This window comes from Aeromonas intestinalis (genome assembly GCF_054052485.1).
Map to the genome: position 1 here is coordinate 86,240 of NZ_JBSTYK010000011.1, position 21,325 is coordinate 107,564.

Annotated in this window: 15 protein-coding genes; 7 read left to right on the forward strand and 8 right to left on the reverse strand. The window is 60.0% G+C overall.

Annotation, left to right across the window (positions count from 1 at the left end; translation table 11 throughout):
- Window positions 1–13 precede the first annotated feature (13 nt).
- The 3 genes from ACW5W7_RS15055 to ACW5W7_RS15065 all read right to left on the reverse strand — a co-directional run bounded on the left by ACW5W7_RS15055 (window position 14) and on the right by ACW5W7_RS15065 (window position 3,287).
- Window positions 14–1,774 carry a DEAD/DEAH box helicase gene (locus ACW5W7_RS15055; RefSeq protein ID WP_456502234.1) on the reverse strand — a complete coding sequence of 587 codons (1,761 nt, stop codon included), beginning with the start codon at window positions 1,772–1,774 and terminating at the stop codon, window positions 14–16.
- A gap of 132 nt (window positions 1,775–1,906) precedes the next feature.
- Window positions 1,907–2,944 carry an HlyD family secretion protein gene (locus ACW5W7_RS15060; RefSeq protein ID WP_349921820.1) on the reverse strand — a complete coding sequence of 346 codons (1,038 nt, stop codon included), beginning with the start codon at window positions 2,942–2,944 and terminating at the stop codon, window positions 1,907–1,909.
- A gap of 10 nt (window positions 2,945–2,954) precedes the next feature.
- A complete protein-coding gene (locus tag ACW5W7_RS15065) occupies window positions 2,955–3,287 on the reverse strand; it encodes a DUF3302 domain-containing protein (RefSeq protein ID WP_349921821.1) in 333 nt (110 codons plus the stop codon).
- A gap of 270 nt (window positions 3,288–3,557) precedes the next feature.
- Between ACW5W7_RS15065 and ACW5W7_RS15070 the strand changes: the two genes are divergently transcribed.
- Window positions 3,558–5,180 carry a mechanosensitive ion channel family protein gene (locus ACW5W7_RS15070; RefSeq protein ID WP_456502264.1) on the forward strand — a complete coding sequence of 541 codons (1,623 nt, stop codon included), beginning with the start codon at window positions 3,558–3,560 and terminating at the stop codon, window positions 5,178–5,180.
- 62 nt (window positions 5,181–5,242) lie between these two features.
- Here the strand turns inward: ACW5W7_RS15070 and ACW5W7_RS15075 are convergent, their stop codons facing one another.
- The 5 genes from ACW5W7_RS15075 to adhE all read right to left on the reverse strand — a co-directional run bounded on the left by ACW5W7_RS15075 (window position 5,243) and on the right by adhE (window position 13,574).
- Window positions 5,243–6,667 carry a carbon starvation CstA family protein gene (locus ACW5W7_RS15075; RefSeq protein WP_349921823.1) on the reverse strand — a complete coding sequence of 475 codons (1,425 nt, stop codon included), beginning with the start codon at window positions 6,665–6,667 and terminating at the stop codon, window positions 5,243–5,245.
- Window positions 6,668–6,810: 143 nt separating this feature from the next.
- On the reverse strand, window positions 6,811–7,515 hold the full coding sequence (btsR, locus tag ACW5W7_RS15080; RefSeq protein ID WP_349921824.1) for a two-component system response regulator BtsR: 705 nt from the start codon (window positions 7,513–7,515) through the stop codon (window positions 6,811–6,813).
- The gene (locus ACW5W7_RS15085; protein WP_456502235.1) at window positions 7,512–9,203 is read right to left on the reverse strand and encodes a LytS/YhcK type 5TM receptor domain-containing protein; all 1,692 of its coding nucleotides are present in this window, start codon (window positions 9,201–9,203) and stop codon (window positions 7,512–7,514) included. Before ACW5W7_RS15085 ends, btsR begins: the two co-directional genes overlap by 4 nt.
- 352 nt (window positions 9,204–9,555) lie before the next feature.
- The gene (locus tag ACW5W7_RS15090) at window positions 9,556–10,788 is read right to left on the reverse strand and encodes an HD-GYP domain-containing protein (RefSeq protein WP_456502236.1); all 1,233 of its coding nucleotides are present in this window, start codon (window positions 10,786–10,788) and stop codon (window positions 9,556–9,558) included.
- A 110-nt stretch (window positions 10,789–10,898) separates the two neighbouring features.
- On the reverse strand, window positions 10,899–13,574 hold the full coding sequence (gene adhE, locus ACW5W7_RS15095; protein WP_456502237.1) for a bifunctional acetaldehyde-CoA/alcohol dehydrogenase: 2,676 nt from the start codon (window positions 13,572–13,574) through the stop codon (window positions 10,899–10,901).
- A gap of 1,009 nt (window positions 13,575–14,583) precedes the next feature.
- On the opposite strand from adhE, the gene ACW5W7_RS15100 reads away from it, so the two are divergent.
- From ACW5W7_RS15100 to oppF, 6 genes are all read left to right on the forward strand, one after another.
- Window positions 14,584–15,219, forward strand: coding sequence for a YchE family NAAT transporter (locus ACW5W7_RS15100; RefSeq protein ID WP_349921828.1), 636 nt, complete (start codon window positions 14,584–14,586; stop codon window positions 15,217–15,219).
- A 280-nt stretch (window positions 15,220–15,499) separates the two neighbouring features.
- Window positions 15,500–17,119: an ABC transporter substrate-binding protein gene (locus ACW5W7_RS15105; protein ID WP_434667249.1), complete on the forward strand. Its 1,620-nt coding sequence runs from the start codon at window positions 15,500–15,502 to the stop codon at window positions 17,117–17,119.
- 97 nt (window positions 17,120–17,216) lie between these two features.
- Window positions 17,217–18,137: an oligopeptide ABC transporter permease OppB gene (oppB, locus tag ACW5W7_RS15110; protein ID WP_434667252.1), complete on the forward strand. Its 921-nt coding sequence runs from the start codon at window positions 17,217–17,219 to the stop codon at window positions 18,135–18,137.
- A gap of 14 nt (window positions 18,138–18,151) precedes the next feature.
- The gene (gene oppC / locus ACW5W7_RS15115) at window positions 18,152–19,063 is read left to right on the forward strand and encodes an oligopeptide ABC transporter permease OppC (protein ID WP_434667255.1); all 912 of its coding nucleotides are present in this window, start codon (window positions 18,152–18,154) and stop codon (window positions 19,061–19,063) included.
- Window positions 19,064–19,117: 54 nt separating this feature from the next.
- Window positions 19,118–20,098: an oligopeptide ABC transporter ATP-binding protein OppD gene (oppD, locus tag ACW5W7_RS15120; RefSeq protein WP_456502238.1), complete on the forward strand. Its 981-nt coding sequence runs from the start codon at window positions 19,118–19,120 to the stop codon at window positions 20,096–20,098.
- Window positions 20,099–21,094 carry a murein tripeptide/oligopeptide ABC transporter ATP binding protein OppF gene (gene oppF, locus ACW5W7_RS15125; RefSeq protein WP_434667261.1) on the forward strand — a complete coding sequence of 332 codons (996 nt, stop codon included), beginning with the start codon at window positions 20,099–20,101 and terminating at the stop codon, window positions 21,092–21,094.
- Window positions 21,095–21,325 lie beyond the last annotated feature (231 nt).

The following is a 21,325-nucleotide window of genomic DNA, read 5'->3' on the forward strand; positions in this document are numbered from 1 at the left end:
TGCCAGGGTGCCATCATGCCAGGGTATCTGCGGTGCGATAGCGGCCCTGGTAGTCAAAAATCTTCTCTTTTATCTGCCAGAAACGACCGGACTTGCGGGCGATGACGAAATCCGGGTGGCGAAACCGGGTTTCGGCGGCCAGCACGCTCTCCAGAGTGGCAAATTCGGGTTCGAGTCCCGGAGCGGGCCAATGATGACGCACAAAGCGCTGTTGAAACAAGCGCCGTGCGCCGCTTGAGTGAAAGCCGAAGTACTCCATCAGGGTCAGACCGTCCTCATCGTGGTAGGTCACCTCCAGCCGCTCACCCTGCTTGCCCAGGCCGCTGGCGAGGCTCAGCCCGGCGCAGCGGATCACCATGCAGTCCTTGAGATTGAGGGCCTCCTTGAGTTTGTCATCCGGATCCACCAGCAGCTGATCGCAGCTTTGGCAGCGGCGGGCGGCGATGTCGTTCTCGGCGCCGCAAGCGGGACAACTCTTGGCGCGAAAGCGGTAGTCGCACTCCTCGCGGTGTCCTTCGTCGTCTTCGAACAACCCCTGGCAGCGACGGCCGTAGTGCTCTATCACCTTGCCGTCTTCATCAGTCTTGCCCCAGAAGGTGTTGGCAAAGCCGCAGGCGGGGCAGGGTACCTGCACCGGCTCCGTACCAGCATGGGGCCTGGGCTCTCCCACCTCGGGGGCAAACAGGTTGAAGTTGTTGCCCGCATAGTCGAGCACCAGACAATCTTCCTTGCCGGGTGACAGGCGCAGGCCCCGACCGACGATCTGCTGATACAGCGACACTGACTCGGTGGGGCGCAGCATCACGATGAGATCCACGTGGGGGGCGTCAAAGCCCGTGGTGAGCACCGCCACGTTGACCAGATACTTGAGTTGCCGCTCCTTGAAGGCCTGGATCAGGGCATCGCGCTCCGGCCCCGGGGTTTCCCCCGTGATAAGGGCGGCGTTTTCTCCTTTGCTGCCGAGCAGGCCGTGAATTTCCCGGGCGTGCTCCACGGTGGCGGCGAAGATCATCACGCCTTGCCGCTCCCGGGCATATTCCAGCACCTGGCTGATGATGTGGGGGGTGACCCGCTGCTGGCGCTTGAGCTCGCCGTTGAGCTGCGCCTCGCTGAACAGGCCGTTCTCCCGGGGAACCAGCCGGCTGAAGTCGTAGTGGACGATAGGGGCATCCACCAGCCTGGGCGGCGTCAGATAACCGTTCTTGACCATGAAGCGCAGGGGCAGCTCGAACACGCAATCCCCGAACAAGCGCTCCCCGTGGCTCTTGACCATGCCGTGATAGTGGCGCCGGTAGATCCAGCCCAGCCCCAGCCGATAGGGGGTGGCGGTGAGCCCCAGGATCTTGAGCGCCGGATTGGCGCTCTTCAGATGGTCGATCACCTGATGGTACTGGCTGTCATCATCGAGAGAGACCCGGTGGCACTCGTCGATGATGAGTAGGGAGAAGGCGCCGTCGAAGGCATCGAGATTGCGGGCCACCGACTGCACCGAGCCGAACACCACCTGGGCACTTGCCTCTTTTCGGGCAAGGCCGGCGGCGAAGATGTCTGCCTTAAGATCCCAGGCCTCGTACTTGGCGTGGTTCTGCTCCACCAGCTCCTTGACATGGGCCAGCACCAGCACCCGGCCACGGGCCTTGCGGGCCAGCTCGGCGATGACCAGACTCTTGCCTGCGCCGGTGGGCAGCACCACCACGGCGGGATCCGGGTGCTTTCGAAAGTGCTGGATGACGGCGTTGACGGCGTCGGTCTGATAGGGTCTGAGGACGAACATGGGGCAACGTGCTGATGCGAGGTGGCGCCATTATAGGGGGGTTGCGTTCAAAATGCAGGGGCTGGCAGAGAGGGGCTGCCAGATATGCAACGGGCCAGCAAAGGCTGGCCCGTTGTCGCTGTGTATCGCAGCTTAGTGGAAGGGGAACAGGTAGTTGAGCCAGCTACCCATGCGCATCAGGATCTTGCGCATGATGGCCACGTGGTGGACATGCTCGGTGTAGATGGCTGCCTGGCCGCTGGAGCCCGCGATCACCTGATACTTGGCCCACTCGGGGTCGGTAATCTCGAGGACGATGGGCAATCGACCCGGCACCTGGGCCGAAGTCTGGTCGATGAGACCGGCCTGGGCCTGGATGTTGCCCGGCGCCATGGCGGGGATCACCGACTGCACCCTGGCCTTGAAGATGCGACCCGGAATGCCGTCCAGCACCACTTCGGCCTCATCCCCCGCCTTCAGGCGCTGCATGCTGTTCTGCCAGAACCAGCCGACGTAGGAGTTGGCATCCTCGTTGATGAAGGTCATCACCGGGCGGTACATGAAGGGGGCGGCGATCATGCCAGGGCGCAGGGCCAGCTGCACCACGTGACCGTCGGTAGGGGCATAGACCACGGTCTGCTCGAGCTCGTATTTGGCGATGTTGAGCTGGGCGGTGAGATCATCCAGCGACGCCTTCTGCTGGTCGATCTGGGCGACGATGTCGTCCACGTTGGCCTGGGTCACGTCCAGATCACGCTGCTTGCCGATGCCGCGACGCACCAGCTCCAGGGCGCGATCCCGGTCGAGGCTGGCAGAGCGCAGCCGGGCGTCCAGGGACTTCAGGAAGTCCTTGTTGGAGGCAAGGCGTGCGGTCAGGCTGGCGACGCGCTCCTGGAAGGGAACCGCATCGAGACGAAACAGCACGTCCCCCTTCTTGACCGGCTGGTTGGCCTTGACCGGCACCTCGCTGACGCGACCCTTGACCAGCGGCACTATGGGGGTGGAGACGTAGTAGTTGCGTGCCAGCTCCGAATAGGGGTGGTTGTAGTTCATCAGGGTGATGAGGGCCCCGATGATGAAGACGCCGCCGAGCACGGCGGTCGGCACGGTCCACTTGTTGAGCGGGATCTTGAAGATCTTGAAAATGCCTATACAGATGGCGGTATAGGTGAGGATCAGTAGCAGGTCCATGGAGAGTTACCTATTTGTCAGTCTGTTCGAGCGTGTTCATGCGGGCTTGCAAGGCGGCAAGCTCTTGTTTGAGGGTTTTGATCTCGTCTTCATCCTTGTCCAGACGATGATTGAAGCCCCAGCCCCGATCCGGACGGTAGACCGTGGCCCAGATCCAGAGGAATGGCCAGAGCACGTGCAAGGTGAACAGGCTCACCCAGCCGGCCACATGAATGGCGTCCTGGTGGGGGTGGTTGCGGTGCTTGGCAATTTCGTACGGAATATCGTGAATGACGATGACCCCGTAAAACATGACCAAGACGACAAACACCAGAATGCCCAGGGCTATGTAGTCAAGTACCATCGATTTCTCCCATCTGAGTCGCAATTAATGCCTTGTTTTCTCTCGGCAAGACACCCGGCCATGATGACAGCATATTACGCCAGTGCAAGACTGCAATCAGAGAGTTGATGAACTCGTACAGTCGTGGTTCATTGGTTGCTCATTTATCGCACAAATTTGATTTGGTTAGATAAAATCAAACAGCAATGGATGCCCGAGGGGGCGAAGGGAGAGGTGAGCCGGATGGAAAGATGGGGCTGGAGTGAGGGATGGCGGCTTGGCCTGGTGCTGATGGTGTTGCTGCTATCCCGCGTTGGCTGGGCGGCCGAACCCAGGATGGAACCGAACGACCAGGAACGGGCCCAGACCCTGATCCTGCTCCATGAACCCATCGTCATGTTGCCGGCCAAATATGGCAGCCTGGATGGGGCGGCCAGGGTGCGGCTGGCCCATGAACGGATCCAGCGGATGGAGCCCGTGGATCTCGCCTTGCCGGTGACGGTGGCGCAGGGCACCCGGCATGGTCAGGACAGCCGGGAGTTTCTGGTCAACGGCAAGCGCATCCTGGTACTGCTGGCAGGGGATCTGGATGAATTCGATGAGCTGACCCTGGATCAGGCGGCCGAACGCGTCAAAGTCCGGCTCGACGGGGTGCGTACCAAGTATCTCGAGTTGCACTCGACCTCCTATCTGCTCAAATCCGTTGGCAAGACGCTGCTGGTCAGCCTGCTCTTCTTCGCCCTGGTCTGGCTGCTGCAAAGGGGGCTCCGACGCGTCAAGAAGTGGCTCGCCAACCGGTTGTTGCTGCAAAAGGGGCTGATCCCCCACCAGTGGCGACAGGTCGCGGGCAACGTGGAGGCCCGGCTGCTGAGTCTGCTGGCCCTGCTGGTGATCTTCATGCTCACCTACGGCTGGCTCACCTATGTGCTTGGGCTCTTCCCCCAGACCCGGGCCTGGAGCGAGCGACTCGGGGACTCCTTGTTCGCCCTCTGCGCGGACATGCTGGAAGGGATCATCGCCGCCATGCCGGGGCTGGTGACGGTGCTCCTCATCATCGTCATCACCCGCTTCTTCATCCGCATGCTGGCCATCTTGTTTGATCGCATCGAGCGGGGCCAGTTCAGGCTGCAGGGGCTACATGCGGAGACCATTGGCGCCACCCGGCGTCTGCTCTCCGTGGTGATCTGGCTGTTTGCCCTGGCGGTGGCCTACCCCTATCTGCCGGGGGCGGATTCCGATGCATTCAAGGGGATCAGCGTCTTCTTCGGGTTGATGGTGACACTCGGCTCCGCCGGGGTGATGAACCACGCCATGAGCGGCCTGGTGCTCATCTATTCCCGCGCCCTGCGGCCGGGGGATCTGGTGCAGATAGGGGACGTGGAGGGCATGGTGACCGAGCTCAACGCCCTCTCCACCAAGCTGGTCACCCGTCAGGAGCACGAGGTGACCCTGCCCAATGCGGTGGTGGTCGGCGGCCGGGTGACCAACCTCACGCGGTTGGCGGGCAGCAAGGGAGTGGCGCTCCTGACCAAGGTGACCATCGGCTATGACACGCCCTGGCGTCAGGTGCACGCCATGCTGGAGCTGGCGGCCAGGCGCTGCAAGCTCATCAATCAGGATGAACCGCCTCTGGTGCGGCAGCTCAACCTGCAGGACTGGTATGTGGAGTACGAACTGCAGGTTCGGATGAAGGGGGATCTGCTGCCGGCGCCGGTCAAGACCGAGTTGCACGGCCATATCCAGGATGTGTTCAACGAGTTCGGGGTGCAGATCATGTCCCCCAACTTCATCGCCCAGCCGGATCAGGCGGTACTGGTGGCAAAAGAGCACTGGTATCAGGCTCCGGCGCAGACCCCCACCGACGAGTCCGTCCAGGCGCCACCGTCCGGATCGGACGAGGGCAGGCAGGGATAGGGAAGGCAGAAACGAAGAGGCCCGGCAGTGATGCCGGGCCTCTTGTTTTTCAGGGGGAAGACTTATCCGCGCTCTTCGGCCTGGGTCAGACGGGAGGGTCTGAACTTGACCAGGAAGGCCAGGGTGATGAGGGCGGTCGCCACCAGACCGATGATGGTGGAGGTGTCCATCGCCAGCCCGAAACCGATGGGGGCATTGGCCAGGTAGGTGATCACCACCGCCGTCATGAAGATGGCGGGAATGGTGCAGACCCAGTGCAGCTTGCCTTCCTTGATGAGGTAGGCCGCCGCCGCCCACAGCATGATGACCGCCGTGGTCTGGTTGGCCCAGCCGAAGTAGCGCCAGATCACCCCGAATTCCGCCTTGGAGATGATGAAGCCAAGGATGAACATGGGGATGGCGATGAGCAGGCGCTTGGCCATGGGCTTCTGGGTCAGCTTCAGGAAGTCGGCGATGATGAGGCGGGCACTGCGAAACGCGGTGTCACCGGAGGTGATGGGCAGGATCACCACGCCAAGGATGGCCAGGATGCCGCCGACGGTGCCAAGCAGGCTGGTGGAGACCTCGTGCACCACGGCCGCCGGGCCGCCGCTCGCCAGGGTGGCGTTGAGGGCTTCGGTGCTGTCGTAGAAGGAGAGGCCCAGGGTGCACCAGATGAGGGCGATGATGCCTTCACCTATCATGGCGCCGTAGAAGATGAAGCGGCCGGACTTCTCGTTCTGCATGCAGCGAGCCATCAGCGGGGACTGGGTGGCGTGGAAGCCGGAGACGGCGCCACAGGCGATGGTGATGAACAAGAGCGGCCAGAGCGGCAGATCGGTCGGGTGCAGGTTGGAGAAGTCCATCCCGGTGTTGTAGAAGCCTTTGCCGGACACCATGAGGCCGATGATGAGGCCGACCGACATGAACACCAGCAGGGCGCCGAAGATGGGGTAGAAGCGGCCGATGATCTTATCGATGGGGACGATGGTTGCCAGAATATAGTAGGCAAAAATCGCCATGATCCAGTAGACCAGATCGGTGGCGGTGAGGTTGGCCAGCAGACCCGCCGGGCTCAGCACGAACACCACGCCCACCAGCATCAGCAGCACCACGGCGAACAGGTTCATGAAGTGCTTGGCGGCGGTGCCGAGGTGCTCACCGACTACGGTCGGCACGGAGGCACCCTTGGCGCGTACCGACAGCATGCCGGAGAAGTAGTCATGGACGGCGCCGGCGAAGATGCAGCCAAACACAATCCAGAGCATGGCGACCGGGCCGTAGAGGGCGCCCAGGATGGGGCCGAAGATGGGGCCGACCCCGGCGATGTTGAGCAGTTGCACCAGGTAGACCTTCTTGTCCGACATGGGCACATAGTCCACGCCGTCGGCCATGGTGATGGCGGGCGTTGCCAGCTCGGGTTTGGGGCCGAACAGCCGCTCGATGAATTTGCCATAGGTAAAATAGCCTGCCACCAGCAGGCCGACACAGAGGAAGAACCAGATCATTGTTACGCTCCAGCATTGTTATTTTATGGTGTGCGCCGGCAGTGTAAGTGGAGAGCTTCTGTTAACGGCAGGTAAAGGTCGTGAGCGGCGCCATGGCGAAGCGAGCGGCGAACCATTGTGATCCGGCGCACAGTCAGGGCGCGTTATTCGAGGCCCAGTTCTTCCCGCAATGTCTTGAGATAGCGACGGCTGACCGGCACACGCGCCCCGCTCGGGGTGACTATCTCGGCCAGCTGGTTGTCCAGCAGCTGGATCTCGAAGATGGCGGCGGGCGCCACCAGATACTGGCGGTGGCAGCGAAGCAGCGGTGTCTTCTCTTCCAGGGATTTCAAGGTGAGCTGGGTATGGAACAGCTCCCCCTGACAGGCCACATGGACGCCGCCGAGATCGGAGAAGGCATATTCCACCTGCGAGGTAGGCAGCAGTCTGACCCTGTTGTGCAGGTAGCCCGGGATGTGGCGTATGACAGGCGCCAGGGTCGTCATGGGCAGAGGGCTGAGATCCTGTCTGAGCCGCCCCAGGGTCTTGGTGAGGCGGGCGGGCTCCACCGGTTTGAGCAGGTAGTCGAAGGCGTTCTCCTCGAACGCCTGAATGGCGTACTCATCGAAGGCGGTGACGAAAACGATGCGGGGCAGGGGATCGAGCATGGCCACCAGATCCATGCCGCTCAGCTTGGGCATCTGGATATCGAGGAAGACCACATCCGGCTTGAGTGACTGGATGAGGGGCAGTGCCTCGATGGCATTGGCCGCCGTGCCCAGGATCTCGATGTCGGCCTCGGGGGCGAGCAGTTCCGCCAGCTCGGCGCGGGCATAGGGTTCGTCATCGACGAGGATCACGCGGATCATGTCATCTCCTTGGTGAGGGGGCCGGGGGGCTTGGGCAGGGTGAAGCTGACTCGGGTCCACTGCTCCGGCTCGCAGGTTACCTGAATGCTGAAGCGTTCACCGAAGGCGCTCTTGAGCCGCCTGTCGACGATGCTCATGCCGAGTCCATCTCCGCCGGTGCCGGTCTGCCAGGCGCCGGCGTTGTCTTCCACGCAGAGCATGACCTCGTGCGCCTGCTCCTGGGCGAAGAGGCGAATGCACCCTTGATCCAGGAGGGAGCAGATGCCGTGCTTGATGGCATTCTCGATGAGGGGTTGCAGGGTGAAGCTCGGCAGTATCAGCTCCCCCAGATGGGGCGGGATCTCGTTTTGCACGCGAAGCCGCTCCCCGAAGCGGGCCTGCTCTATCTCCAGATAGGATTGGCAGTGATCCAGCTCTTCTTGCAGGGTGACCAGCCCATCCTGGCGCTTGAGATTCTTGCGAAAGAAGCGGGAGAGGTGCAGCAGCAGCTGGCGGGCACGTTCGGGCTCGCGCCGCGTGATGGCACTGATGGTGTTGAGGGTGTTGAACAGGAAGTGGGGATTGATCTGGGCCTGGATGAGCTTGAGCTCGGATTGCACCAGCAGCCGCTGTTGCTGCTCCAGCCGCCCGCTCAGCAGTTGTTGTGACAACAGATTGGCGATCCCTTCCCCAAGGGTGTGGTTGATCTTGAGAAACAGCCGCTTCTTGGGTTCATAGAGCTTGATGGTACCGATCACTCCCTCGTCCCCCTGCAGCGGGATCACCAGCACGGAGCCGAGCTGGCAGTGGCTTGAGATACTGCAGCGATAGGGTTGGCGGTTGCCATCGGCAAACAGCACCCGGTTCTGGGCGATGGCCTGCTGGGTGATGGCCGAGGTGATGGGGGTGCCCGGTTTGTGGTGATCCTCGCCGGTGCCGATGAAGGCGAGGATCTTCTGGGTGTCGGTGATGGCGACGGCACCGACGCCGGTCTCCTCCTGCACGATGTGGGCGATTTTCTGGCTCGCCTCGACGGTGAAACCCTGGGTCATGATGCCGACGGTGCGGTTGGCGATGGTAAGCGCCTTGGCGGAGAAGACCCGGGAGAACTTCTCATACATTCGTTGCTGGTCGCGGATCATGCTGATGAACAGCGCGGCGCCGCAGGAGTTGGCGAGGATCATGGGGGTGGCGATGGTGCGCACCAGCAGCAGGGATTTGTCGAACGGGGTGGCGACCAGGAGGATGATGACCATCTGCAGCATCTCGGCATACAGGGTGGTGAAAAAGGCGATGCGCGGCTTGAACAAGTCCTCCACCCGGTTGGCTCGCATCAGTCGCCAGTGCACCAGGCCCCCCAGCAGACCTTCGCAGGTCGTGGAGATGGCGCAGGCGAGATCCGTGAAACCGCCAAGGGTATAGCGGTGCAGGCCACCGGTCAGCCCCACCAGAAAGCCCACCAGAGGTCCCCCCAGCAAACCTCCCAGCACGGCACCGACGGCGCGGGTATTGGCGATGGCGTCGTCGATGTCGAGCCCCACATAGGTGCCGAGGATGCAGAAGGAGGAGAAGATGACGTAGATCAGGACCTTGTGGGGCAGTCTGACGGAGTAGTTGGCGAGGGGACGCAGCAGTGGACTCTTGGAAAAGAGGTAGGCGATGACCAGGCTGACGCTCATCTGCTGGAGCAGGGAGAGGACTAACTGCATGAAAAACGTTCCTTAAAGCCGGATTGGACTGCCAGGCCCCGCTGGGGTTTTGTGATCCCGATCCCGCATTGTTTGGCGTCTCGGCAGCGCAGCGCGGCGCAGTGTGCCAGAAATGAAAAATAAAACCACATTAAATCAGCATGTTAAATTGATATTTGTGTAATCGGCACGGGATTGATATTGCTGGTGAGTGCATGAATGTATCCGAAGGATACGCCACACGGAGGTGGCATGCTCCGCCCGGCTTTTAGCTGGGCGTTTTTTATTCAGCCCCGATAGGGAACGATTTTAAGGGGCAGCTGGCAATTATTCAGGTTTGTCCAATGAGTTATCCCCAGCTTCTGGGGATAACTCAGAAGGCGAAATAGTAACAGAAGCGCCGGGTCAGGTTGAAGAAGGGGCGTTGCCCCTCGTCGAGGTCCTCCTGGCGCAGGGTGGCGACGATGCTGCGTTCATCTTCCCGCAGATCGAGCATGGCGACCGCCTCCGGACGCTGGGCCCTGACATAGGGCAACACCTTGGGCTTGAGGGGCATGGTGGGCTCGGTGGAGAGCACCAGGGCGACGGAGTCGTCGTCCAATCGCACCAGGGAGCCCGGGGGATACACGCCGAGCACCTTGATGAGCAGCCTGACCAAGTCCTGGTCGAATTTCTTCTGGGAGAGCTTGTAGAGCTGGGCGATGGCCTGGCTCGGCGCCGCCGGATTGGTGCTGCTGCGAGGATGCAACAGCTCGTCATAGTAATCCACCAGCCCGATGAGGCGGGCGAGGGGGGGGATCTCTCCTCCCTTGATGCCGAGGGGAAAGCCGCTGCCGTCGAGGCGCTCGTGATGCAGGTGGGCCACCTCGCGGATCCGGGGTTCAAAGGCCTGCAACTGGTTGAGCATCTCCAGGCCGTACTGGGGGTGCATGTTGAGAAAATTCTGCTCGGCGCGGCTGAGCTCCCCCCGTTTCTGGGTGATCTGCCCCGGGATCCTGAGCTCGCCTATGTCGTGAATTAGCCCGGCCAGCCCCGCCTCCTCGATCTCGATGGGGCTCATCTCCTGCTCCCGGGCCATCAGCATGGCGATGAAGGCCACGTTCAGGCTGTGTTGCAACAGGATATCGGTGTGCTGGCTGCGGATAAGGTGCAGGCCGAGGGGTCCCTGGTGCTCGGCGAGACGGGCGGCGGCGTTGCGCACGATCTGCATGGTGTTGGCCAGCCCCTCATCGGGCTTGAGATTGAGGGCGCCGAGGGCATCGCGCAGCTCGGAGAGGGACTGACCAAACGCCTTGTCGGCGGCACGAAGGGATTTACGAAATGCCTTCTCATCGAAGAGTGGGGTGTCAGGAAGAGACTGCTCCTGCTCGGGTTCGATTGGCGTCGTCTGGGTGTGTTCGGCGCGAAGCAGGGGCTCTATGGGCAGATCACTCTTGTCGGGATCCACCATCAACAGGGTGAGCTCGAGATGGAGCAGGATGTCGAGTTGTTGCTGATCGCGGATCTTGAAGGCATTGAACATGAAAGGGTGGCTGGTCCATCCCGTGGGGAGATGGATGTAGTGGCCGACTCTTAACTGTTCGATGGAGGCTTGGATCAGCGCCATATGCTCGCTCTGGTATCGTGTTTGCCTACCAATAAGCTAGCAAAATTAAACAGATAGACAAATAAAAAAGCCCGCGCAGGTGCGCGGGCTTCTGTCATCAGGCTGGATTATCAGGCCTTGGATTTCTTCTTGGTCTCAACCTTGGCTTCAACTTTGGCAGCGACCGGCGCGGCGGCGGGGGCTTCCTCGATGAAGGGACGACCGTAGTAGGTATCCATCAGGATGGCTTTGAGCTCGGTGATCAGCGGGTAGCGCGGGTTGGCGCCGGTGCACTGGTCATCGAAGGCTTCCAGGGCCAGCTGGTCAACCTTGGCCAGGAAGTCGGCCTCGTTGACGCCAGCTTCACGGATGGAGGCCGGGATACCCAGGGTCGCCTTGAGTTCATCCAGCCAGGTCAGCAGCTTCTCGATCTTGGCTGCGGTGCGGTCGCTGGCATTGGTCAGACCCAGGTGGTCAGCCACTTCGGCGTAACGACGACGGGCCTGCGGACGGTCGTACTGGGAGAACGCGGTCTGCTTGGTCGGGTTGTCGTTCGCGTTGTAGCGGATGACGTTGCTGATCAGCAGGGCGTTGGCCAGACCGTGCGGGATGTGGAACTCGGCACCCAGTTTGTGCGCCATGGAGTGGCAGACACCCAGGAAGGCGTTGGCAAAGGCGACACCGGCGATGGTGGCGGCATTGTGTACCTTCTCGCGGGCAACCGGGTCGTTGGCACCGTTGATGTAGCTGGACGGCAGGTACTCTTTGAGCAGTTTCAGGGCTTGCAGCGCCTGACCGTCGGAGTACTCGTTGGCCAGTACGGAGACATAGGCTTCCATGGCGTGGGTGACCGCATCGATACCGCCGAAGGCGCACAGGGACTTGGGCATGCCCATGACCAGGTTGGCGTCGACGATGGCCATGTTCGGGGTCAGCTCGTAGTCGGCCAGCGGGTACTTCATGCCGGTGGCGTCGTCGGTCACGACCGCAAACGGAGTCACTTCAGAACCGGTGCCCGAGGTGGTGGTGATACAGACCAGTTCGGCCTTCACGCCCATTTTCGGGAACTTGTAGATACGCTTGCGGATGTCCATGAAGCGCATGGCCAGGTCTTCGAACGCGGTGTTCGGGTGCTCGTACATGACCCACATGATCTTGGCCGCATCCATGGGTGAACCACCGCCCAGGGCGACGATCACGTCCGGCTTGAAGGAGTTCGCCATCTCGGCGCCCTTGCGTACCACGGACAGAGTGGGGTCAGCTTCCACTTCGTAGAACACTTCCACTTCCATGTTCAGCTTCTTGAGCAGGCGTACCACTTCATCGGCATAGCCGTTGTTGAACAGGAAACGGTCGGTCACAACCAGGGCGCGCTTCTTGCCTTCCAGGTCGCCCAGGGCGATTGGCAGGGAACCACGACGGAAGTAGATGGATTTCGGAAGTTTGTGCCACAGCATATTTTCTGCCCGTTTTGCGACTGTCTTCTTGTTGATCAAGTGCTTGGGACCGACGTTCTCGGAGATGGAGTTACCACTCCAGGAGCCGCAACCCAGAGTCAGGGACGGGGCGAGCGCGAAGTTGTACAGGTCACCGATACCACCCTGGGTAGACGGGGTGTTGATCAGGATACGCGCGGTCTTCATCTTGTCGCCGAAGTACTTGATGCGGTCGGCGTTGCGATCCTGGTCGGTGTACAGACCGGAGGTGTGGCCGATACCACCGATGTTGACCATGTCACAGGCCATCTCGACGGCTTCTTCAAAGTTCTTGGCGCGGAACATACCCAGGGTCGGGGAGAGCTTCTCGTGGGCGAATTCGTCTTCGGCACACAGCTCCAGACCTTCACCGATGAGGATCTTGGTGGTGGGCGGTACGGTCACGCCCGCCATGGCGGCGATCTTGGTGGCCGGCTGGCCCACGATGTCGGCATTCAGGGCGCCGTTGATCAGCAGCACTTTGCGCACCTTGTCGGCTTCGTCCTTGGAGAGGATGTAACCGGCGTGGGTGGAGAAACGCTCCTTGACCTGGTTGTAGATGGAATCCACCACGATGACGGCTTGCTCGGACGCACAGACCACACCGTTGTCGAAGGTCTTGGACATCAGGATGGAGGCGACGGCGCGCTTCACATCGGCAGTTTCGTCGATGACGATGGGCACGTTGCCTGCACCCACGCCGATGGCGGGCTTGCCGGAGGAGTAGGCGGCTTTCACCATGCCTGGGCCACCGGTGGCCAGGATCAGGTTGATGTCGTCGTGACGCATCAGGGCGTTGGAGAGCTCAACGGACGGTTGATCGATCCAGCCGATGATGTCTTTCGGTGCACCGGCGGCAATGGCGGCATCCAGTACCAGCTTGGCAGCGGTATTGGTGGAGTTCTTGGCGCGGGGGTGCGGGGAGAAGATGATGGCGTTGCGGGTCTTCAGGGAGATGAGGGCCTTGAAGATGGCGGTCGAGGTCGGGTTGGTGGTCGGAACGATACCGCAGATGATGCCTACCGGCTCGGCGATGGTGATGGTGCCCATCTCGTCATCCTGGCTCAGGATGCCGCAGGTCTTCTCGTCTTTATAGGCGTTGTAGATGTATTCAGAGGCGAAGTGGTTCTTGATAACCTTGTCTTCGATGATACCCATACCGGACTCGGCCACGGCCATCTGGGCCAGGGGAATACGGGCGTTGCTGGCGGCCAGGGCGGCGGCACGGAAAACCTTGTCTACCTGCTCTTGCGAGAAGCTGGCGAATTCACGCTGTGCTTCTTTGACGCGGGCAACCAGTGCATCCAGTTCAGCCAAATTGGTTACTGCCATGTTTATCTCCTGATGATTTTGAAAACTGTTTAGTAAGACCTTGGCAATGCCCGGCAATTATAGATGCCTTGTCAAGGAAGGAATCACCATAACGGGGTATTTACATGTCTTAGTAAACTGTTCTCTGGCTCGATTATGAGCGGGGTCTCGCCAGAAAAACTTGATCTGGATCATATGTAACAAAAGAACAAAAGAAATTTTGTTTCACAGATGTAGGGGCAGGGCGGCAGGGGGTGAGCGAGGCGTCGCATCGAGGAACATGGTTGAAGAGCATGCAGGATAATTAATTATATTTCATGTGGTTATCGATTGATTGCCCACCGTATTCGAGGCGGTGGCAGCGGCTGTCATGACGCCATGAGGTGGCCTCGGGAGGGGGCTGAACAAGGCCAAACGTCAGACTGAGGGGCGGATCCCGTTGCTTTCAATCAGAAAATGTCGGACAGACTGATCGCTGACCACCCTGGATGCCGGGACTGGCTATCAATGACGAGGTGGAGCCTGCTTGCGTGCAGGCCGCAGTTTCATGATGCAAGGGGGAGAGGGCCATTGCCGCTCGCTGCGACCCGGTTTGACCGAGCTCGGAGCCTCTCGCCAGGCGCCGGGAGGCGGAAGGGGATGCAAGAGGCATACGGGTACGGTGGTTTTGCCAGAATGGGGAGTGTGGCCATAGTGTTGACGCCGGGCCGGTCGGGCAGTGAGTGATCGTGAATGCTTTGTTATCGACTCCGGTTTCCGTCCGGAAATGGTGGTTTCAGTGAAGGGAAATGTCGCAGGAGTGGATGCTGGCAGTATAATGCGCCAATAGGCATCGTTGGAATGTTAATTTTACTTTCGCGGCGTTAACAACTTGATATGTTGATTTTTGTCGATACATTAGAGGAACTAACTGAAAAGCCACGGAAAGGGTGAGATTATTTGATTGGTGAAGGGAAAAACCATGGTGTAAATTTACGTCCAGTTTTGTTGGGATGGCCCCTGTGGCCCGATTTGGTTCTGGATGACGCCTATGGCAGCAATTGACTTCTCTTTATACCTGAAATTTTTCGTTGGTCTGTTCGCCATCATCAACCCGCTGGGCCTGTTGCCGGTGTTCGTCAGCCTGACTGGCCACATGCAGCCGGATGAGCGCCGCAAGACCAATACCACGGCCCATATCGCCGTGATGGTCATCCTGATGGTCTCCATGTGCATGGGGCAGTTGATCCTCGATGGTTTTGGCATCTCGCTGGCGTCGTTTCGCATCGCCGGCGGCTCGCTCATTACCCTGATCGCCTGGTCCATGCTGCAGGGCAAGCTCGGGGAGGTGAAACACAACAAGCAGGAGAAAGGAGAGCTGGCGGCGCGTGAATCCATCGCCGTGGTACCCCTGGCCCTGCCGCTGATGGCCGGTCCCGGCGCCATCTCCTCTTCGATTGTCTACGCCAGCCAGAAGACGCTGCCGCAGATGGCGGGCATGTTCCTGGTGGTGGTGGCGTTTGCCTATTGCTCCTGGCTCATCTTCCGCGCCGCCCCCTTGCTGTTCAAGCTGATGGGCAATACCGGCATCAACGTGGTCACCCGGATCATGGGTCTCATCATGATGTCTCTTGGCATCGAGATCATGGTGGCTGGTATCAAGGGAGTCTTCCCTGGCTTGATGTGATTCAGCTCCGCTTTGTTAAAGCCGGTCCTTGCGACCGGCTTTTTTTGTTTCTTTTTTGTGAGTCATTTTCTAGAATCGAGCGGCTTTGTACGAAAAACGCCCATTGAATAGTATTTAAATGCTGATAAATGGGGGCAAAGCTGTTTTTTTAACCATTATGAAGCGGTTCCCCTGATGATATCTATTGCATTATCAGAAATCACAGGGAATTATGCTGGCTGCGAGGTTTTTTAGCTCGCGGATGGACAAATGCATGGAATGTTCTTGTTGGAGTATGGAAATGACTCATAAAAAAACAATTATTAATACCCTCTTGGTGGCAGCATTGTTTGGTGGCATCAATGCGGCACAAGCCGCCGATGTACCCGCAGGTACCAAGCTGGCAGACGTTCAGCAACTGGTGAAGGGCAATGGATCCGAGCCCGCAACCCTGGATCCGCACAAGACCGAAGGAACGGTAGAATCCAATATTCTGCGCGACCTGTTCGAAGGTCTCGTTACCTCCGGCCCCAAGGGTGAAACCCTGCCTGGTGTCGCCGAGTCCTGGGAAACCAAGGACAACAAACACTACGTGTTCCACCTGCGCAAAGATGCCAAGTGGTCCAACGGGGATCCGGTCACCGCCCACGATTTCGAATTCGCCTTCAAGCGCGCGGTGGATCCCAAGACTGCCTCTCCCTACTCCTGGTACATGGAGATCCCGACCATCGTCAACGCCACCGACATCATCGCTGGCAAGAAGCCATCTGACACCCTGGGTGTGAAGGCGGTGGATGACTATACCTTCGAGGTACAGCTGGAGAAGGCGGTTCCCTATTTCGTCAGCATGCTCTCCCACACCACCACCTACCCGGTTCCGAAGAAGGTGATCGAGAAGTTTGGTGACAAGTGGACCCAGCCGGCCAACATGGTTTCCAACGGCGCCTATGTGCTGAAGGACTGGGTAGTCAACGAGCGGGTCGACGTCGAGCGCAACCCCAACTACTGGAACAACGCCAAGACCGTCATCAACAAGGTGACCTATCTGCCGATCCAGTCCACCAACGCCGAGCTGAACCGCTACCTGGCCGGGGAAGTGGATCTCACCTACAACATGCCCATCGAGCGCTTCAAGCAGATGAAGAAAGAGCTGCCCAAAGAGGTGCAGGTCAGCGGCTACGTAGGGACTTACTACTACCAGTACAACTTCAAGCACAAGCCGTTTGACGACGTGCGGGTGCGTACCGCGCTCTCCTACGCCATCGATCGCAACGTGATCGCCGACAAGGTGATGGGCAAGGGCGAGACCCCGGGTTACGCCCTGGTGCCTGATTTTGTCGACGGCTTCAAACCGGTAGCACCGGCCTGGTCCAAGCTGACCCAGGCCGAGCGTGACGCCAAGGCGAAAGAGCTGTTGACCGAAGCCGGTTACGGCCCGGGCAAGCCGCTCAAGTTCGAGCTGCTCTACAACACCGACGACAACCACAAGAAGGTGGCCGTGGCCGTTGCCTCCATGTGGAAGAAGCTCGGCGTGCAGGTTAGCCTGGTGAACCAGGAGTGGAAGACTTATCTGGAAACCAAGAAGCAGGGTAACTTCGATGTGGGTCGTGCCGGCTGGATCGCGGATTACAACGAAGCCTCTTCCATGCTGGATCTGATGCAGACCACCCACGGCAACAACGACGGCAAGTACTCCAACCCCGCGTTCGACAAGCTGATGGCCGAGTCTCGCAACCAGGTGGATGCCGAGGCGCGCAACAAGCTGTATGTCCAGGCCGAAGACATTCTGGCCAAAGACATGCCCATTGCCCCCATCTACCAGTACGTGACCTCCCGCATGGTCAAACCCTATGTAGGCGGCTACCCGGCCAACCCGCTGGACAACCTCTACAGCAAAGACATGTACATCATTGCTCACTGAGTAAAGAAACAAGTCGCATAACAAGCAGGCCCGCCGGATGGCGGGCCTTATATTACAACCGCGACCCTTTGGAAGCAGTACAGGACAGGAAATGTCTATGTTGAAATTTATCCTTAAACGTCTACTGGAAGCGATCCCGACTCTACTGGTCTTGATCACCGTCTCCTTCTTCATGATGCGTTTCGCCCCGGGCAACCCCTTCACCAGCGAACGCGCCCTGCCACCGGAAGTCTTGGCCAACATCGAGGCCAAATATGGTCTGGACAAGCCCATCGGTGTGCAATATCTGACCTATCTGGGCAACCTGGTACAAGGTGACCTGGGCCCCTCCTTCAAATACAAGGATTTCACCGTCAACGATCTGGTGAGCCAGGCACTGCCGGTCTCCGCCAAGATTGGCGCCGTCGCCTTCCTGCTGGCGGTGACCCTGGGGGTGACTTTTGGCACCATAGCCGCCCTCAAGCAGAACACCCTCATCGACTATCTATTGATGTCGTCGGCCATGGCCGGGGTGGTGATCCCGGGCTTCGTGCTGGCACCCTTGCTGGTGCTCTTCTTCAGTATCTATCTCGGCTGGTTCCCGGCCGGTGGATGGCAGGGGGGCGGGGCCCAGTTCATGGTGCTGCCGGTGTTTGGCATGATGATGTACTACATCTCGGCCATCTCGCGCATCATGCGTGGCAGCATGATCGAGACCATGAACTCCAACTTCATCCGCACCGCCCGCGCCAAGGGGCTGCCCCTGCGTCACATCATTCTCAAACACGCCCTGCGCCCGGCCATGCTGCCGGTGGTCTCCTACCTGGGGCCGGCGTTTGTGGGGATCATCACCGGCTCCGTGGTCATCGAGACCATCTTCGGCCTGCCGGGCATTGGTCAGCTGTTCGTCAACGGTGCCCTCAACCGTGATTACTCCATGGTGCTCGGTCTGACCATTCTGGTCGGTGCCCTCACCATCACCTTTAACGCCGTGGTCGATATTCTCTATGCCGTCATCGATCCCAAGATCCGTTACTAAGTCGGGAGTACATCATGGTAGTCACAACTGAAAAACGCGAAGCCGTCGAGGCGTTCGCCCAGAAAGTGGAAGTGGTGGAAGGACGCTCCCTGTGGAAGGATGCCCGTCGCCGTTTCCTGCGCAACAAGGCGGCCCTCACCAGTCTCATCATCCTCTCCATCATCGGATTGGCGGTGATCTTGGGGCCCCATCTGTCCCAATACACCTTCGATGATCCGGACTGGGGCGCCATGCAAAGCGCACCGGACATGGAAACCGGCCACTGGTTCGGCACCGACAGCCTGGGGCGTGATCTGTTCGTGCGCACCCTGCTCGGCGGTCGCATTTCGCTCATGGTCGGCATCATGGGAGCCCTGGTGGCCGTCGTCATCGGCACCCTCTACGGCGCGGCCTCCGGCTTTATCGGCGGTCGGGTCGATAGCCTGATGATGCGGGTCCTCGAGATCCTCAACGCCTTCCCCTTCATGTTCTTCGTGATCATGCTGGTGACCTTCTTTGGCAGAAACCTGGCGCTCATCTTCCTCGCCATCGGCGCGGTGAGCTGGCTCGACATGGCGCGGATCGTGCGCGGCCAGACCCTGAGCCTCAAGAGCAAGGAGTTCATCGAGGCGGCCCACGTCTGTGGCGTCTCCAAGTGGAAGATCATTACCCGTCACATCGTGCCGAACGTGCTCGGGATCGTGGCCGTCTACGCCACCTTGCTGGTGCCGGGCATGATCATGTTCGAATCCTTCCTGAGTTTCCTCGGACTCGGCGTACAGGAACCCATGACCAGCTGGGGTGCCCTGCTGGATGAAGGCTCCAAAGCGATGGAAGTGGCCATCTGGCAACTCTTGTTCCCCGCCGGTTTCATGGTGGTGACCCTGTTTTGCTTCAACTTCCTCGGGGATGGTCTGCGCGACGCTCTCGATCCGAAAGATCGATAAAACAGTCCCACAGGATCGTTTTAAAGAGCCGCGAAAGACGGATAAGGAGTCTTTATGAAATTACTGGATGTGAAAGATCTGCGGGTCGAGTTCAAGACCCCGGATGGCAATGTGGTGGCCGTCAACGACCTCAACTTTTCTCTGTCCGCGGGCGAGACCCTCGGCATCGTCGGCGAATCCGGCTCCGGCAAGTCCCAGACCGCGTTCGCCATCATGGGTCTGCTCGCCAAGAACGGCGTTATCACCGGTTCCGCCAAGTTTCAGGGTGACGAGATCCTGAACCTGCCGGAGTCCAAGCTCAACCGTATTCGCTCCGAGAAGATCGCCATGATCTTCCAGGACCCCATGACCTCGCTGAACCCCTACATGAAAGTGAAAGATCAGCTGATGGAAGTGCTGATGCTGCACAAGGGGATGAGCAAGGCGGCAGCCTTCGAGGAGTCGGTGCGCATGCTGGACGCGGTGAAGATCCCCGAGTCGCGCAAGCGGATGAACATGTACCCCCACGAGTTCTCCGGCGGCATGCGCCAGCGGGTGATGATCGCCATGGCGCTCTTGTGCCGCCCGCAACTGCTCATCGCCGACGAACCGACCACGGCGCTCGACGTGACGGTGCAGGCCCAGATCATGACCCTGATGAACGAGCTCAAGCGCGAGTTCAATACCGCCATCATCATGATCACCCACGATCTGGGCGTCGTGGCCGGTATCTGTGACAAGGTGCTGGTGATGTATGCCGGGCGGACCATGGAGTATGGCCGGGTCAACGACATCTTCTACCGCCCGAGCCATCCCTACACCGAGGGCTTGCTGCGCGCCATTCCCCGCCTCGACACCGAAGGGGAAGTGCTGCCCACCATCCCGGGCAATCCGCCCAACCTGCTGCGTCTGCCCACCGGCTGCCCCTTCCAGGAGCGCTGCCACCGGGTGAGCGAGATCTGCGGCCAGCAGTCCCCGATCCTGACGCCCTTCGGCGATGGACGTGAGCGGGCCTGTCACTGGGTATCGGATGCCATGATCAAGGGAGTGAACTAAATGGGGACTGACAAGAAATTGCTGCTGGAAGTGTCGGATCTGAAAGTCCACTTCAGCATCAAGAGTGACAAGGCCTGGCCCTGGGCCAAGCCCTCCGCCCTGAAGGCGGTGGACGGGGTCACCCTGCGCCTGTACGAGGGGGAGACCCTGGGCGTCGTGGGGGAGTCCGGCTGCGGCAAATCCACCTTCGCCCGGGCCCTCATCGGTCTGGTGCCCGCCACCGATGGCAAGGTGGTGTGGCTTGGGCAGGATCTGACCAAGCTCGAGCAAGGGGCGCTGCGCGAAAAGCGCAAGGAGATCCAGATGATCTTCCAGGATCCGCTGGCCTCCCTCAATCCGCGCATGACCATCGGCGACATCATCGCCGAGCCCCTCATCACCTTCTATCCCAAGCTCTCAAAGGATGAGGTGAAGGAGAAGGTACGGGCCATGATGACCAAGGTCGGTCTGCTGCCAAACCTGGTGAACCGCTACCCGCACGAGTTCTCCGGCGGCCAGTGCCAGCGGATCGGCATCGCCCGGGCGCTCATCCTGGAACCCAAGATGATCATCTGCGACGAGCCGGTCTCGGCGCTGGATGTCTCCATCCAGGCGCAGGTGGTGAACCTGCTCAAATCCCTGCAAAAGGAGATGGGGCTGTCGCTCATCTTCATCGCCCACGACCTGTCCGTGGTCAAACACATCTCGGATCGGGTGCTGGTGATGTATCTGGGCAACGCGGTGGAGCTGGGTACCCGCCAGGAGATCTTCGCCAATCCCCTGCACCCCTATACCAAGGCGTTGATGTCGGCGGTGCCCATTCCGGATCCGGATCTCGAGCGCAGCAAGGTCATCCAGATCCTGGAAGGGGACTTGCCGTCCCCCATGAATCCGCCGTCCGGTTGCGTGTTTCGTACCCGCTGCCCGGTGGCGGGGCCGGAGTGTGCCAAGACCCGGCCCATGCTGGAGGGGAACTTCGATCACGCTGTCTCCTGCCTCAAAGTGGATCCGCTCTGATGCGAGCATGAGAAAGAGGGCGCCCGGGTGGCGCCCTCTTTATTTTTGTGCGGTCGAGAAGATGCCTCTTGGCGTTATCTTTCGGGGCTGCTACTATCCGCGCAACAAGGGGAGTAACTTCTCGCCGGTTTGTCGTCATTACGGTGCACGCGATAGCAGTGGACCCGGCAGCCGGGCAGCGGATTGAGTCTGCTGTAAGTGAGACCTTGCCGAGAGGCAAGGTGTATCTGC

Excerpts from the sequence above, each read along its gene's own strand:
- ACW5W7_RS15100 (WP_349921828.1), top strand. The coding sequence starts at position 14,584 with ATGGCAGCAATTGACTTCTCTTTATACCTGAAATTTTTCGTTGGTCTG.
- btsR (WP_349921824.1), bottom strand. The coding sequence starts at position 7,515 with ATGATCCGCGTGATCCTCGTCGATGACGAACCCTATGCCCGCGCCGAG.
- ACW5W7_RS15105 (WP_434667249.1), top strand. The coding sequence starts at position 15,500 with ATGACTCATAAAAAAACAATTATTAATACCCTCTTGGTGGCAGCATTG.
- oppC (WP_434667255.1), top strand. The coding sequence starts at position 18,152 with ATGGTAGTCACAACTGAAAAACGCGAAGCCGTCGAGGCGTTCGCCCAG.
- ACW5W7_RS15090 (WP_456502236.1), bottom strand. The coding sequence starts at position 10,788 with ATGGCGCTGATCCAAGCCTCCATCGAACAGTTAAGAGTCGGCCACTAC.
- oppB (WP_434667252.1), top strand. The coding sequence starts at position 17,217 with ATGTTGAAATTTATCCTTAAACGTCTACTGGAAGCGATCCCGACTCTA.
- ACW5W7_RS15085 (WP_456502235.1), bottom strand. The coding sequence starts at position 9,203 with ATGCAGTTAGTCCTCTCCCTGCTCCAGCAGATGAGCGTCAGCCTGGTC.
- ACW5W7_RS15055 (WP_456502234.1), bottom strand. The coding sequence starts at position 1,774 with ATGTTCGTCCTCAGACCCTATCAGACCGACGCCGTCAACGCCGTCATC.
- adhE (WP_456502237.1), bottom strand. The coding sequence starts at position 13,574 with ATGGCAGTAACCAATTTGGCTGAACTGGATGCACTGGTTGCCCGCGTC.
- ACW5W7_RS15065 (WP_349921821.1), bottom strand. The coding sequence starts at position 3,287 with ATGGTACTTGACTACATAGCCCTGGGCATTCTGGTGTTTGTCGTCTTG.
- oppF (WP_434667261.1), top strand. The coding sequence starts at position 20,099 with ATGGGGACTGACAAGAAATTGCTGCTGGAAGTGTCGGATCTGAAAGTC.
- ACW5W7_RS15075 (WP_349921823.1), bottom strand. The coding sequence starts at position 6,667 with ATGATCTGGTTCTTCCTCTGTGTCGGCCTGCTGGTGGCAGGCTATTTT.
- oppD (WP_456502238.1), top strand. The coding sequence starts at position 19,118 with ATGAAATTACTGGATGTGAAAGATCTGCGGGTCGAGTTCAAGACCCCG.
- ACW5W7_RS15070 (WP_456502264.1), top strand. The coding sequence starts at position 3,558 with ATGGTGTTGCTGCTATCCCGCGTTGGCTGGGCGGCCGAACCCAGGATG.
- ACW5W7_RS15060 (WP_349921820.1), bottom strand. The coding sequence starts at position 2,944 with ATGGACCTGCTACTGATCCTCACCTATACCGCCATCTGTATAGGCATT.